Source organism: Sediminibacterium ginsengisoli, from assembly GCF_900167075.1.
GTDB classification, from domain to species: domain Bacteria; phylum Bacteroidota; class Bacteroidia; order Chitinophagales; family Chitinophagaceae; genus Sediminibacterium; species Sediminibacterium ginsengisoli.
Window position 1 is genome coordinate 137,567 of the sequence record NZ_FUWH01000001.1, and the last position, 15,099, is coordinate 152,665.

At 47.9% G+C, this 15,099-nt stretch carries 11 protein-coding genes and 1 pseudogene; 8 read left to right on the forward strand and 4 right to left on the reverse strand.

Annotated features, from left to right (window positions below):
- Positions 1-8: 8 nt before the first annotated feature.
- On the forward strand, positions 9-1,490 hold the full coding sequence (locus tag B5D42_RS00745) for an NAD(P)H-hydrate dehydratase (RefSeq protein WP_078829512.1): 1,482 nt from the start codon (positions 9-11) through the stop codon (positions 1,488-1,490).
- Here the strand turns inward: B5D42_RS00745 and B5D42_RS00750 are convergent.
- Both B5D42_RS00750 and ligA read right to left on the reverse strand, forming a co-directional pair.
- Positions 1,491-2,156 (reverse strand): annotated as a pseudogene (locus B5D42_RS00750) (DUF2461 domain-containing protein).
- 12 nt (positions 2,157-2,168) lie between these two features.
- The gene (ligA, locus tag B5D42_RS00755) at positions 2,169-4,268 is read right to left on the reverse strand and encodes an NAD-dependent DNA ligase LigA (RefSeq protein WP_078829513.1); all 2,100 of its coding nucleotides are present in this window, start codon (positions 4,266-4,268) and stop codon (positions 2,169-2,171) included.
- A gap of 133 nt (positions 4,269-4,401) precedes the next feature.
- On the opposite strand from ligA, the gene B5D42_RS00760 reads away from it, so the two are divergent.
- The 6 genes from B5D42_RS00760 to B5D42_RS00785 all read left to right on the forward strand — a co-directional run bounded on the left by B5D42_RS00760 (position 4,402) and on the right by B5D42_RS00785 (position 9,565).
- Positions 4,402-5,139, forward strand: a complete 738-nt coding sequence (locus tag B5D42_RS00760; protein WP_245825515.1) for an NUDIX hydrolase — start codon at positions 4,402-4,404, stop codon at positions 5,137-5,139.
- A 71-nt stretch (positions 5,140-5,210) separates the two neighbouring features.
- Entirely contained in the window at positions 5,211-6,086 is an 876-nt protein-coding gene (locus B5D42_RS00765; protein ID WP_078829514.1) for a YicC/YloC family endoribonuclease, read from the forward strand.
- A 47-nt stretch (positions 6,087-6,133) separates the two neighbouring features.
- Positions 6,134-6,598 (forward strand): gliding motility lipoprotein GldH, encoded by a 465-nt coding sequence (locus tag B5D42_RS00770; protein WP_176112864.1) that lies wholly within the window; start codon positions 6,134-6,136, stop codon positions 6,596-6,598.
- Positions 6,595-7,572, forward strand: coding sequence for a sensor histidine kinase (locus B5D42_RS00775; protein ID WP_078829516.1), 978 nt, complete (start codon positions 6,595-6,597; stop codon positions 7,570-7,572). Before B5D42_RS00770 ends, B5D42_RS00775 begins: the two co-directional genes overlap by 4 nt.
- On the forward strand, positions 7,569-8,279 hold the full coding sequence (locus tag B5D42_RS00780; RefSeq protein ID WP_078829517.1) for a response regulator transcription factor: 711 nt from the start codon (positions 7,569-7,571) through the stop codon (positions 8,277-8,279). Before B5D42_RS00775 ends, B5D42_RS00780 begins: the two co-directional genes overlap by 4 nt.
- A 152-nt stretch (positions 8,280-8,431) precedes the next feature.
- Positions 8,432-9,565, forward strand: a complete 1,134-nt coding sequence (locus tag B5D42_RS00785) for an arginase family protein (protein ID WP_078829518.1) — start codon at positions 8,432-8,434, stop codon at positions 9,563-9,565.
- An 84-nt stretch (positions 9,566-9,649) separates the two neighbouring features.
- Here B5D42_RS00785 and B5D42_RS00790 read toward each other — a convergent pair whose 3' ends face one another.
- The gene (locus tag B5D42_RS00790) at positions 9,650-11,683 is read right to left on the reverse strand and encodes a M13 family metallopeptidase (RefSeq protein ID WP_078829956.1); all 2,034 of its coding nucleotides are present in this window, start codon (positions 11,681-11,683) and stop codon (positions 9,650-9,652) included.
- Between the two features lie 133 nt (positions 11,684-11,816).
- On the opposite strand from B5D42_RS00790, the gene B5D42_RS00795 reads away from it, so the two are divergent.
- On the forward strand, positions 11,817-13,139 hold the full coding sequence (locus B5D42_RS00795) for a D-alanyl-D-alanine carboxypeptidase/D-alanyl-D-alanine-endopeptidase (protein WP_176112865.1): 1,323 nt from the start codon (positions 11,817-11,819) through the stop codon (positions 13,137-13,139).
- A 4-nt stretch (positions 13,140-13,143) separates the two neighbouring features.
- Here the strand turns inward: B5D42_RS00795 and mutL are convergent, their stop codons facing one another.
- The gene (gene mutL / locus B5D42_RS00800) at positions 13,144-15,000 is read right to left on the reverse strand and encodes a DNA mismatch repair endonuclease MutL (protein WP_078829520.1); all 1,857 of its coding nucleotides are present in this window, start codon (positions 14,998-15,000) and stop codon (positions 13,144-13,146) included.
- Positions 15,001-15,099 lie beyond the last annotated feature (99 nt).

Genomic DNA, 15,099 nt, shown 5'->3' on the forward strand with positions numbered 1-15,099 from the left:
ATCATCACATGAAATTGCCCGATGCACAGCAACTGAAAGCCTGGGATGCCTACACCATACAGCAGGAACCCGTCAGCTCAACCGACCTGATGGAAAGAGCGGCTATGGCCTGTACCGGCTGGTTACTGACGCATTTCAATAACCGGGAATTCATGATCTTTTGCGGCAAAGGAAATAACGGGGGTGACGGATTGGCGATTGCAAGACTCCTGCTGCAGCATGGTTGTGCGGTAAAGATCTTTTTACCCCAAACCGCGAATCCTGTTTCTGCGGATCATGCGGTGAACCTGCTTCGTTTACGGGAAGCCGGCGGAAACGCCGTTGAAATTTCAACACGGGAAGAACTGCCGCACATCACTCAGGGAATCATTGTGATCGATGCGCTGTATGGTTCAGGTATGAACAGGCCCCTCGAAGGAATCGTGGCTGATATTGTAAATCACCTGAATAATTCAGAAGCGGTTGTCGTTTCGATAGATCTTCCGAGTGGTATGCTTGTTCACGAATCTTCTGTTGGCCGCCTGATGGTGAAAGCTGCATATACGCTGAGTTTTCAGGTATATAAGCTTTGTTTTATGGCAGCAGCAAATGCTGCTTTTTTCGGAAGACTGGTTGTTCTCGATATTGGCCTGCACCCGCTTTTCTTGCATCAGCTCGATACGGTTTACAGTATGACGACGAAAGAAAAAACAGTTTCTTTACTGAAAGACCGCGATGCATTTTCTCACAAAGGAACGCATGGCCATGCCTTGCTGATTGCCGGAAATAAAGGCAAAGCCGGCGCCGCAATTCTTGCAGCACGCGCATGTCTCAGAACGGGCGCCGGACTACTCACGGTTGATGCAGCTGAAACGATCATTGATATTCTGCAGACTGCAGTTCCGGAAGCGATGACCAAGGATAGACGTGAAAAGGCATTCAGTAACCGTTTCTCCGCAATTGGTGCCGGTCCGGGAATGGGTACAGGAAAAGAAGAAACAGACCTGCTGACCGGCTTGCTGAATGATACTGATCAGCCACTTATACTGGATGCAGATGCATTGACCATTCTTTCGGTACATAAACAATTGCTGGAACAGCTTCCCCCGGGAACCATCCTGACGCCGCATCCCAAAGAGTTCGACCGGGTTTTCGGAGCCTGCTCACATGAGTTCGACCGCTGGAACAGGGCTGTTGCATTATCTGTCCGCTATCCGTTTGTAATCGTTTTAAAAGGCCATCATACCCTGATCGCGTGGCAGGGGAAAGGCATGTTTAACAATACAGGTAATGCCGGTATGGCTAAAGGCGGATCGGGCGATGTGCTCACGGGCATGCTCACCGCTTTACTCGCACAGGGATATACAGCACATGACGCTGCAATACTGGGCGTATGGCTGCACGGACTGGCCGGAGATCTTGCATTGATGCAGCAACAGTCGCTTGAAAGTCTTTTACCTTCGGATCTTATCGATAGCATCGGTGCAGCATTCAACAGTCTGCGCGGGTAGCTATTCCATCGCGGTATTCAGGAAATAACAGAGTGGCTGCAGGGTTTCAAAAGCGCCAACGATCTTTGTTACCAGGTTTTTATCGGTCAGTTCCGCATCCGTAAGCGGCGTCATCGCGATCCAGCGCTTGAATTTCAGGTACTCGATCGCGGGATTGTCTTTCTCGTAACCTTTGGGCTCACGGCTTAATGTCTGTGCGTCTTCCTTTACCAGGCCGCCATACACTTTCTTGAATTTCGGTGAAGTGATGATCTTTTTGAAATCTTCCCAGTTATAATCGATCTCCTGCCTGATCTTTTTAATGTTTTGTTCTGGCATATAAGAACCGCCGCCTATAAAGCTTTTGCCGCCGGGTTGTAAATGAAAGTAATAGCCGGCGTATATGGACTTTTTCCCGCCCTGCACAATACTTGCACCCATATTGTTTTTATAAGGCGCTTTGTTCTTGCTGAAACGCACATCGCGGTTGATGCGGAAAACGCATTCCTTTGCAGTCAGCATTGCAATGGCCGGATCCTTTTTCCCGAATTTCGCGATCACAGAGTCGATGAGCGCTGCAAAATCTTCCTTTGCTGCTTCTTAAGCAGGACGGTTTTTATCGAACCATTCTTTATTGTTATTCCTGTCGAGCTGCTGCAGGAACCTGATTGTGCTTTGCTGTAGCATGTGTTATATCTTTTATTGAAGCAGGTTAATGAATTCATCTTCTGAAATGATCCTGATGGTGTTGATCTTTCTTGCTTTTTCAAGTTTGCTGCCGGCATCTTCGCCCACAACAAGATAGTTAAGTTTGCTGCTCACCCCGCTTACGATCTTCCCGCCATGTGCTTCTGCCATTGCTTCGGCATCGCTTCTTTTGAGCTTGCTTAACGTGCCGGTGAACAGGAAGGTCTGGCCATGCAGTGTGTCGGCACCTGCAGGTTTTTCTTTCTTTTCATTTTTAAGCTGCAGCCCGAGTTCTTCGAGTTGTCTTAGTATCTCCTGGTTCTGTTCGTTCTGGAAAAAATGATGAATACTGCCCGCTACTTTAACACCAACATCTTCCAGTTGCTGCAGTTCTTCGATGCTCATGTTGTTGAAATCGAAGATCTGTGTAACAGCATTGGCCAGCGTTTTCGCAGTTGTCTCACCTACAAAACGGATCCCGAGTCCATAGATTAACCTGTGCAGCGGTTGCTGTTTGGAGGCCTGTATGGCTGCGCCGAGATTCTCGATGCTTTTTTTGCCGAAACCTTCCAGTTTGCCAACCTCATCCAGCGGCAGTTTATAAATGGAAGGAATATCTGTCAATAAACCCAGCTCATAAAACTTGCGCACATTGGCTTCGCCGAAGCTTTTGATGTCCATGGCATCTTTACTTACGAAATGGATGATCTTTTCTACCACCTGCGCCTTGCATTCAATATTCACACAGCGCCATACGGCTTCGCCTTCTTCCTTGAACAGTTCGCTTTTGCAGACAGGACATTCTTTCGGGAAGATGATCTCCGTTTCGCTGCCATCGCGTAATTCAGGTAATGATTTCACGATCTGTGGAATTACATCGCCCGCTCTTTCAATCAGCACGCGGTCGCCTTTTTTCAGGTTCTTTTCCCTGATATATTCTTCATTGTGTACGGAAATGCTGGATACGGTTACGCCTGCCAGGTAAACAGGATCGAGCTTTGCCACAGGCGTTACCGCACCGGTTCGTCCTACCTGGAATTCAACATCACGCAGGATTGTACTTGCCTGCCGCGCTTTGAACTTGAAGGCAATCGCCCATCTCGGGTGGTGGGAAGTCATGCCCAGCTGTTCCTGCATAGATATTTCATCCACCTTGATCACCATACCATCGATCTCATAAGGCAGATCATCGCGTTTCTCTTCAAACTCAAGGCAGTAATCGATCACGCCCTGTATGCCTTTTACAACACGTTTTTCTTTTTCGGGTGATCGGAAACCGATATCCCATAACATTTTCAGTGAACCGCTATGTGTATCTAAAACCTTCGCCTGCGTATTCTCTCTATCGGTAACCGCATAACTGATATTGTACAGGAATGCATCCAGCCCCCGCTGCGCCACTTCTTTCGGATCTTTCATGCGCAGGCTGCCGGATGCCGCATTTCTCGGATTTGCCAGAGGCGAAAGTCCCTGCGCAACCAGCTGCTCATTATACCGGTGAAAAGCGGGTTTGCTCATGATGATCTCGCCGCGGATCTCCGCCTGCTGGATCCCGTAGCCGGAGAAAGGCGCCGACAAGGGAATAGAACGTACCTGACGGATATTGGTAGTCACATCTTCGCCCTGAATACCATCGCCCCTTGTAACACCGCGTACGAGCATGTCGTTCTCGTACAACAGTGAAATGCTGGCCCCGTCGAACTTTGGCTCAATGCAATACGTGATCTCTTCCTGTTTTGTAGCCTCGCGTACTTTCCGGTCGAAGTCGAGCAGGTCTTCCGCGTTATAGCTGTTATCCAGGCTGAGCATCGGTACCAGGTGCTGAACGGTATTGAACTGGCTGTTCAGACTGTTGCCCACTCTTTTGGTAGGTGAATCTGAAGCGGCAAGTTCCGGATGGTCCTTTTCAAGCTGCTCCAGTGATTTATACAATACATCATATTCAGCATCGGCTATGAGCGGATCATTCAGCACATAATACCGGTATTCATGGAAGCGTAATACAGCTCTCAGCTGTTGAACCATAGCTGCAACATCAGGCTGCGATGCGCCGGGGCGTAACAGCTGGTCGGTCTGTGCCTGAAGTGCGATGGTCTGTTCGGCGTTGTACATAAGGTGGAATTGGGGGCTAAAGTTAAGCTGTTAATCGATCTGCCTGCAGGCTCAAGGCAATAAATAAAGCCTGTGAAAGCAGGTTTTATCGGATAGCCAATATCTCTATCTTTACATACCAACCTGATCTGTAATGAAGAAGAACGCAACAATGGCTAATAACCCCTTACCGGCAATCAAAGATGCGGCGGCTCTGGTGGCGTCTTATCCGAAAATGCCGCTTACGGTCGACTGTGTGATATTCGGATTTGAAGAGAACGAGCTGAAAGTATTGCTGATCAAAAGCGACCTGGCGGTCTATAACGGCCAGCTGTCGCTGCTGGGAGATATTGTGAAGAATGAAGAAGAGCTGGATGCTGCCGCTTACCGCATATTAAAGGAGCGGACAGGCATGAACGATGTGTTCCTCGACCAGGTAAGAACATTCAGCAATCCGCTGCGTCACCCCGGCGGAAGAGTCATTACGGTGGCCTACTGTTCACTGCTGAACGTACGCCATCATGAACTGAAGATCCACGATAACGACCTGAACTGGCATAAAGTGTCCACGCTGAAAACGATGGCATTCGATCATAAGGAGATCATCGATGTATGTTACAAGTGGCTGCAGAAAAGGATACAGGAGCATCCGCTGGGGTTCAACCTCCTGCCGGAAAAATTCTCCCTGCGTGAACTGCAGAACCTGTACGAAGCGATACTTGACATCAGGCTCGACCGGCGTAATTTCCGGAAAAAATTTGCATCGATGGACCTGCTGATCGATATCGATGAAATGGAACAGGACGTTCCGCACAGGCCCGGAAAACTGTATAAATTCAACTTCGAGAAATACGAAAAGAACAAGAAGAAATGGATCGGGATTGATTTTTAAAAGCTGCACGAGCTTTAAAAAATGATCGTTCCGCAACAATTAGCTTATTTTTACCCATAAAGCATTCGCGCATGTTATATTCAATGACAGGTTACGGAAGAGCGGAACAAACGCTGGCCGACAAAACATTTCTCGTGGAAGTTCGTTCCCTGAACGGCAAACAGTTTGATCTCAGGCTCAATATTCCCGCCCTGCTCAAACCTTTCGAATTTGAAGTGCGCAATATGCTGAATGAAGGTCTTCAGCGCGGAAGTGTTGAATGCGGCATCACCATCAAGCAGAACGGAGGCTCAAAACCGGTATCCATCAATACCGAGCTAGCAAAAGCCTATTACCAGCCGGTTGCAGAACTGGCGGATGAGCTGAAAGTGGAAAAAGGAGATATCCTCAGCACTATTCTCAAACTTCCGGATGTGATCACACCGTCTACTGAAATGCTGAGCGATGAAGAATGGAATGCTTTTTCCAAAGTACTGAAAGAAGCCATCGCGCAGCTGAACGCACACCGCCGGGAAGAAGGAAAATCTCTCGAAGCGGATATCAGGCTGCGTCTTTCCAATATTGAAGCACAGCAGGCGCTGATCGCAGAACTCGAGCCGCAGCGTCGTATCAAGATCAAGGAAGGGCTGGTGAAAGTGCTGGAAGAAAATGTGGGCAAGGAAAATTACGACCCTAACCGTCTTGAACAGGAACTGATCTATTACATTGAGAAGATCGATATCAGCGAAGAGCAGGTGCGCTTGAAGAACCACTGCGATTATTTCCGTGCGATCCTCGATGATAAGGAAACAGGTAAAGGCAAAAAACTGTCGTTCATCCTGCAGGAGTTCGGCAGGGAGATCAATACCACCGGTTCCAAAGCATACGATTCCCAGATACAGCAATGCGTGATCCTGATGAAGGATGAACTGGAAAAAGCCAAGGAACAGATCCTGAACGTACTGTAGCTTCGCCCGGCATTGCATTATGCTTATCTTTGCATAAACGACTATCAGTGAAAAAACTGTCCGTATTCATTCTTGTTCTTGTATTGCTCCAGGGCTGCGGTACGCTGGATGTGTATGAAAAAACGAAGACATTCCCTGCGCATGAATGGAAGGGCAGTGAAAAGATCACCTGCGAATTCGCTATTGAAGATACCGTTTCCACTTATCATATCTATACGGTGATCAGGCATGAGGATGCCTACCGCTTCAACAATATCTGGCTCAATGTAACCACTGTTGCGCCGGGAGATACCGCACGTACACAGCTTGTGAACGTTACGCTCGCCAATAATGAAAAAGGCTGGCTGGGAACCGGGATGGACGATGTGTTTGATCACAGGGTCCGCATTACGCAGCAGCCGGTGCATCTGAAAAAAGGCACCTACACATTTACACTCCAGCATGCCATGCGTGAAGAGCCGCTGCAATATGTGCTGGCTGCGGGCATCCGTGTAGAAAAAGTGAAATTATGAGCCTGCTGAAAAATAAAAGGCTGGCATTCGTTACCCTGATATACTGGCTTTTGCTGGCTTATATGGTGGCGGCACTGTTTTTCTGGTTCATTGAACTGGATAAGCAGAACCAGAATATCAGCAGCATCAAACTGCAGGAACTGAAGCACGATGATCCGTCGTATTACCCCAAAGCCGTTGCAATAGAAGAAGCTAAAAAACGCAAAACGGCTCAATATCTCGGCGAGGGAATGACCTTTCTGGCACTCCTGACCGTTGGGGCTATCTATGTTTTCAGGGCTACCCGCCGCCAGATCCGGTTTTCGCAGCAGCAGCAGAATTTCATGATGGCAGTTACGCATGAACTGAAAACCCCCATTGCAGTAACAAGATTGAATCTCGAAACACTGCAGAAAAGAAAGCTGGATGAGGAAAAACAGCAAAAACTTATTGCCAACACTTTACAGGAAGCAAACCGGCTGAACACGCTTTGTAACAATATCCTGCTGGCAGCGCAGCTGGAAGCAGGCGGTTATAATGCGGCACGCCAGGAAATAAACCTGAGCGATCTGATCGAAGGCTGTATAGACGGCTTCCAGGCACGTTTCCCGCAACAGCTTATTATTGAAGATATTATGCAGGGGATCTATATCCACGGAGAACAGCTGCTGCTGGAGATGCTCGTCAACAACCTGCTCGAGAATGCCCTGAAATACTCACCGAAGGAAACAACCATCACCGTGAGTCTTTACGAAGAAGACAGGCAGGTGCAGCTGCAGGTGGCCGACCAGGGTTATGGCATACCTGACGATGAAAAAGGAAAGATTTTTGATAAATTCTACCGCTCAGGAAACGAAAATACACGCAGTGCAAAAGGTACGGGATTGGGTTTGTACCTTTGCCGTAAAATAGTGGAAAGTCATAATGGCTACATTTCTGTGACAGATAACCACCCGCAAGGAAGTATTTTTGCCGTATTATTCCAGCCTGAATGATGAAAGATAACAAAGCAAATATTTTGTTGGTAGAAGATGAAGAGAATCTTCATGAGACGCTGAAGCTGAACCTGGAAATGGAAGGCTATGAAGTTACTTCGGCCTTCGACGGTAGCGAAGCGCTTAAAAAAGTAAGCAACGAGTATTTTGATCTGATCATTATGGATATCATGCTGCCCGAAATAGACGGTATCAGCGTAACGGAAAGTATCCGTGTCAATCATAATGAAGTGCCTATCCTGATCCTGAGCGCAAAGAACAGCGGAAGCGACAGGGTACTGGGCCTTAAAAAAGGGGCGGACGATTATCTCACCAAACCATTCAACCTCGAAGAGCTCCTGCTGCGTGTTGACAAGCTGATCGAGAAAAATAAAAAGCTGCAGGAAAAGGAAACCGTGGGTGACAGCTATGAATTCGGCAATAACCGCATCGATTTCAAAGCGCAGGATGCAATTACATGGAACGGAGTACACGTAGAGCTCAGCAAAAAGGAAGCTATGCTGCTGAAGCTGCTGATCGAGAATAAAGGAGAAGTGGTTACACGCGAAAAGATCCTGCAGGTGGTTTGGGGTTACAATGTGTATCCTACCACCAGAACCATCGATAATTTCATCCTTAGTTTCCGTAAATATTTTGAAGAAGACAGCCGTAACCCGCGCTATTTTCATTCGGTAAGGGGCGTGGGCTATAAATACCTTGAACCATAAGATCCGTAACGGAACGCATAGCCGGTAAAATACAGCCGGAGAAAACCAGCAGATACATCGGATCTGTTGGTTTTTTTATGATCCGGATGATTGATTTGCACAGCCACAATTTTTTGTTGTGATCTGCGTTATCTAGCTACAAAAAAGCAACCATGTCACTGCAAACGATCATAGATTTTTTAGAGCCTGTAAATATTGCACAATTATCAGATGACGAAGGATTCCGGGATACGCAACTGGGAAAACATATTGCAGTGTACGAAGCGGAATTTCCTGATATCAGCAATGCCGATATGGTACTGGTAGGCTGCGGCGAAATGCGCGGTGCCGGTATCCAGTATACAAGTACCGGATCTCCCGATGCCATCAGAGCTGAATATTATAAGCTGTTCCACTGGCATACCGCTGTAAATGTTGCGGATGTCGGAAATGTGAAATGCGGTGCCACCCTTCAGGATAGTTATGCGGCATTGAGAATGGTGGTCAGCGAACTGGTATCAGCCGGCAAAAAGGTAGTGATCCTTGGCGGCAGCCACGATGTTACAACTGCGCAGTATGAAGCATATGGCGCTTTGGACAGGATCATCGATATCGCCTGCGTGGATGCACGGATCGACCTGGATATGGACAGCGTTCTGCCCGCAGATAATTTCCTGGTAGAACTTTTTACAGGCATGCCCAATCACCTGAAACATTACAGCCATATAGGATTCCAGAGTTATTTCATGCATCCGCATATGCTGGAAACCATTGATAAACTTCGCTTCGATTGCTTCCGTGTAGGAAAAGTAAAAGAGCATATTGAAGAAATGGAACCCGCTATCCGCAACAGCAACATGTTCAGTTTTGATATTGCCGCAATACAGCATTCACATGCACCGGCCAACCGTCTCACGCCAAACGGTTTCAACGGCGAAGAAGCCTGTACCCTGATGCAATATGCGGGAATGAGCCACGACTGCAGCAGTGTAGGCATCTACGGTTATATCCAGGCCCAGGATGAACATGCGCTCACAGCCAAACAGATCTCGCATATGTTATGGTACCTGATGGATGGCATTCACAAAGGCAAACAGGAAGCACCCCTCAGCGAACGCAATGCGTTCAATGAATTTACAATGGCTTTTGCAGAAGTGGAAACCACTTTCCTGCAGAGCAAACGTACCGGCCGCTGGTGGATGCAGCTCCACGATGGTAAATATGCAGCCTGTAGCTATAAAGATTATCTCACCGCCTGCAATAACGATATCCCCGAACGCTGGATGCGGGCGCTGGAAAGAAACTGATCGCGAGTTGTGTTTTCTTTAAATAAGAAAGCTCCCTGGTAACACCTGGGAGCTTTCTGCTGAATATAGGTTGGTCCGGTATAATTACCAGATCCTTGTACGCTGTTCTTTTGGCTTGTACATTTTGTCGCCCGGCTTCACATTGAATGCATCATACCATGCATCGATATTGGTTACAGGTGCATTTGCCCTGTGAATGCCCGGAGAATGCGGATCGGTAAGGATCAGCTGTGCCTGGGTTTCCGGCACTGCATTATTACGCCAAACCTGTGCCCAGTTAATGAAGAAACGCTGTGCCGGTGTAAGACCATCTATCAGTTTTCCTTTTTTGAACTCTTCGGTTTTGGTATAAGCTTCGTATGCAATGCTAAGACCACCCAGATCAGCCAGGTTCTCACCCAGTGTCAGTTTGCCATTTACATGGATCGTGTCAAGCACGGTGAGCGCGTTGTACTGGTTTACAACTTCATCAGCCTTGGCTTTGAATTTATCTGCATCTTCTTTGGTCCACCAGTCTTTCAGGTTGCCATCCGCCGCAAACTGGCGGCCCTGGTCATCGAAACCATGTGTCATTTCATGACCGATCACCGCACCGATACCGCCATAGTTCACCGCATCATCCGCACCAAAATCGAAGAACGGAGCCTGCAGGATGCCGGCCGGGAAGGTAAGATCGTTGTTGGACGGGCTATAAGATGCGTTGATCGTTGGAGGTGTCATGCCCATTTCAGTTCTGTCAACGGGCTTGCCCATTCTGTTCACCATATTGTTATAAGACCAGATACTGGCGCTGCGCAGGTTGCCGATATAATCGGTACGTGATGCTACTACTCCTTCATAGGTTTTCCATTTGTCCGGATAAGCGATCTTTTTGGCAAAGGCATTCAGTTTTTCAAGCGCTCTTGTTTTGGTTTCATCGCTCATCCAGTCGAGCCGCTTGATACGTTCTCCGAATGTGGCCTGTAAATTATTAACCAGTTCCAGCATCCGCACTTTCGCTTCCGGTTTGAAATATTTTTCTACATAGATCTCTCCCACCAGGTCGCCAAGCATACGGTCTATCTGACCACTTAATCGCTGCCAGCGCGGTGTTTGTTCTTTCTGGCCGGTCAGTACTTTGTTGAATGCAAAATCCTGATTTACAAAAGCGCTGCTGAGGTTTGGTGCCGCGCTCCTGATCACATTCCAGCGGAGATAGCTTTTCCAGTCGTTCAGGGAAACACTTCCCAGCATTCCGTTCACTGTTTTCAGAAATGAAGGATTGCCCACCAGCACGCTGTCTACACCTTTCACTTTCATCAGGCCGAACATATCGGTCCAGTTGATAGCTGGTGTAAGCGTGTTAAGTCCTGCTACTGAAAACTTGTTATAGGTTTTATATGGATCACGCATCTCAACCCGGCTGTATTGTGCTCTCGCCAGTTCGGTTTCGATCTGTAATACGCTGGCGGCGCTTTTCTCTGCAGTTGCTGCATCTTCACCTACCAGGGTAAACATTTTTTTAAGGTGCTCTTTGTACGCGTTGCGGATGGTGGTGCTGCGCGTATCATCCTTCAGGTAATAATCCCTGTCGGGCAGTGTTGTGCCGCCCTGGCTCACCGAAGGAATATATACTGTTACGTTTTTACGGTCTGGTCCTACGCCCATGCCGAATAAAGCGCTGCCCATGCCGTTGGTACGAAGTGTTGCTACTTCATACAGGAAGCTTTTGATATCGGCGAGTGCAGAGATCCTGTTGAGGTCGGCGCTGATTGGCGTAAATCCTTTTTTCTCTATACCGATGCTGTCCATACCACTTGCATAAAAATCGCCGATGATCTGTGTTTTACGGTCGCGGGAAGTGTTTTTAGCCGCATCTTCCAGCAATGTCTGCAGGCGTTTGGAACTTTCTTCACGTAATACATCAAAGCTGCCCCAGCGTGTTTTGGATCCGGGTACAGGGTTTTTCTTCAGCCATTCGCCGTTGGCATATACATAAAAATTGTCGCCGGGCTTTACAGACGGCTGCATATTGCTCTTGTCAATATACTTTGTTTTCGTGGTCTGTGCATCGGCAGCGCCGCCGCAAAGCAGCACGGCAGCCAGGGCAAGCCATTGAGGATGTTGTTTTATTTTCATGGTCGTTTTTTTCAGGATGCCTAAATTAATCTTTTTGAGGAGAAGAAGGAAGCAAAATTGATGAAGCACGGTCCTGAGTATGCGAAGTCATTTATTTGCTGTAAACTTGCCGATCCTGTTTAAAAACAACACCATGAAAAATGCCCGGACCGGCTGGCTGGCAGCTGCCATGTTTGTAATCAGTTCCTGTAGTGTTCAAAAGAAGCTGGAACGCCAGGCGAAAGCCGATATTTTCAGTAAGCCCGAGCTGTCAACGGCGCATGTGGGCATCAGCATTTATGATCCCGCACAGAAAAAATTCATTTACGATCACCAGGGCAATAAATATTTTGTTCCCGCCAGCAATACCAAGATCGCTACTGTTTATGTTGCCATGAAATACCTGGGTGATAGTCTTCCGGCACTGAAAGTAATGGAATATGAAGACCGCCTTGTACTGACGCCAACCGGCGACCCTACCTTGCTGCATCCGGATTATCCCATCCAGCCTGTGGTGAAAGCCCTGGCCGCAAGTTCCAAAGCCTTATGGAATAATGAACGCAACTGGCGGGAAAAGGCTTTCGGACTGGGCTGGTCCTGGAGCGATTATAATTCAGATTACATGGCCGAACGAAGTGCACTTCCGATCTATGGCAACGTGATCCGTTTTTCAGGAACAAAAGACAAGCTTTCCTACAGCCCGTCAACGATCAGCAAAGCGAAGATAGCCACGTCTCCCAAAGATGATGACGGCAGGTTTATCAGTGATGTCCGCCGCGATTATTATTCGAATAACTTTTCTGTACAGGCTGAAGGAAAAACAGCAAAAACAATTGATGTGCCTTTTATTACATCGCAGGAAACTTCTTTTGCATTGTTATCAGATACGATCCACAAAAAGATCAGCAGCCTGGGTGCAAAAACACCGGAAACAGCAGGACTTATCCGCCGTTATACCATCTATTCCCGGCCAACTGATTCCATGCTGAAACCGATGATGCACAGGAGCGATAATTTTTTTGCAGAGCAAAGTCTGTTAATGGTGAGCAACGTGAAACTGGGAAGTATGAACGATGCGGCGATCATCGATACCCTGTTAAAGACCGATTACAGCGACCTGCCGCAGAAGCCGCGCTGGGTAGACGGCAGCGGGTTAAGCCGGTACAATCTTTTCACACCGCAGGATTTTGTAACGATCCTCATGAAAATAAAGAACGAGTTTGAATGGAACAGGATCACTGATATTTTCGCCACCGGCGGAACAGGTACACTTGGTAGCTTTTACAAGGAGCTTAAAGGGAAACTCTATGCCAAGACCGGCACATTGAGCGGCCAGGTGGCATTGAGTGGTTACCTGATCACGAAGAAAAACAATACGCTTGTCTTTTCTGTGCTCGTCAACAATCACCAGACAACCGCTTCTGCCGTGCGTAAAGCAGTTGAAAGTTTCCTGATGAAGATTTACGAAACGAGGTAAGGATCTACTTGCCGAACATCCTGTCCAGCTGGTCTTCCTTGTATTCTATGAAGGTCGGGTTACCTGTTGGTGTAATGTTGGCATTACTGCAGGCAAACAATTCTTCCGCAAGCGTGAACATTTCTTTCTGAGATAATGATTGTCCTGCTTTGATGGCCTGCTGCCTTGCCATACAACGTACCAGTTTTTCGCGCCTGCTGAAAGTGACTTCGCTGCTGAAATGTTTGAATTGCTCGATCAGTAACTCTATCGCATGCGTTTCATTTCCCTGTAAAACATCCGCGGGGATGCCCGTTATGGTAAAGTTGTTGTTGCCTGAGGCAGACAGCTGGTAACCGATTGCCTGGAGGTCTGGCAACAGATCGTTGAGCAATGCGGCATCGGCCGGAGCCAGTTCGAGCGTGGCAGGGAACAGGGTTTGCTGCGATGCCATTTTCTTTCCGTGTGCTGCTACGCTGTAGCGGTTATAGAGTATCCGTTCGTGCGCCAGCTGCTGGTGGATCAGGATAAAGCCACTGTCCGTTGGCGCAATGATATATGTATTATGCAGCTGTAAAAGAGGACTGTCGGTCAGTACCTGCAGCTGCGGCTTTTTAGGAGCAAGCAGGAAATCCAGCGGATCGTGTGCCGGAGCCGGTTTCTGTTCGCTGCTCCTGGCAGGTTTATCCGCGGGTTCTGTAAAGAAGTCTTTCCAGTGCCGCAGTTCACTTTTGTTCTCCGGTTCGATGAAATGGGCCTGGTTCTTCTGCGTGAAGGTTTTGTAAAGACTGGATGATACGGCAACATCTTTCTGTTCTGTTGTGAAAGGTTTGTTCACCGCATCCAGCTGCTGGATATCTGCGTTGAGGGTAAAGTCGAGCGAGGGCGCTATGCTGGATTGCGCGAGTGCGTGTTTTACGGCAGCCTGCACAAAAGCGTAGATGATCTTTTCATCTTCAAACTTGATCTCCTGTTTGGTAGGATGAACGTTGATATCCACCTGTGCAGGATCGAGGTCGATATAGATCACATAACCGGGAAAACTGTCTTTGCCGATCATGCCTTCGAAAGCAGTATTCACTGCATGGTTGAGATAAGCGCTTTTGATAAAACGGTTATTGACGAAGAAATACTGATCACCGCGCGTTTTGCGTGCGGTTTCCGGTTTGCCTACAAAGCCATAGATGTTCATATAATCCGTTTCTTCCGAAACGCTTACCAGTTTGGCATTGTATTGATTTCCCAGTATCTGCACGATACGTTGTTTCAGCGAGCCTTTTTCAAGGTGGAACATTTCCTGGCCGTTGCTGGTAAGTGAAAAGAAAATATCCGGGAATGCCATCGCAACACGGATGAATTCGTCTATGATATGTCTTAATTCCGCTGCATTGCTTTTCAGGAAATTCCGTCGTGCCGGAACATTGAAGAACAGGTTCTTCATGCAGATGCTGGTACCCGCAGGAGCAGCACAGGGTTCCTGCTTCACCACCCTGCTGTTCTCTATCTCGAGATAAGTGCCGAGCTCATCTTCTGCACGGCGTGTTTTGATCTCCACCTGTGCCACGGCGGCAACGGAAGCAAGCGCTTCACCCCGGAAACCCATCGTTTTGATGCGGAAAAGATCGTCGATCTGTTTTATTTTACTGGTCGCATGCCGCTCAAAAGCCATACGGGCATCTGTAGGGCTCATTCCCTTCCCGTTATCGATCACCTGCACCAATGCCTTACCCGCATCCGAAATGATCAGCCTGATCTCGGTTGCGCCTGCATCCACCGCATTCTCCAGCAGCTCCTTCACCGCGCTTGCCGGCCGCTGGATCACTTCTCCCGCCGCTATCTGGTTGGCTATATTGTCGGGTAATAACTGTATGATATCCGCCACAAAATCCTGATTTGATAAAAGTCTGTAAAAATACTACACTTCGCAGCTTCCATAAAGTTTAAATTAACGTCCTGCAAACGCCATAACTGTAACGGTTGC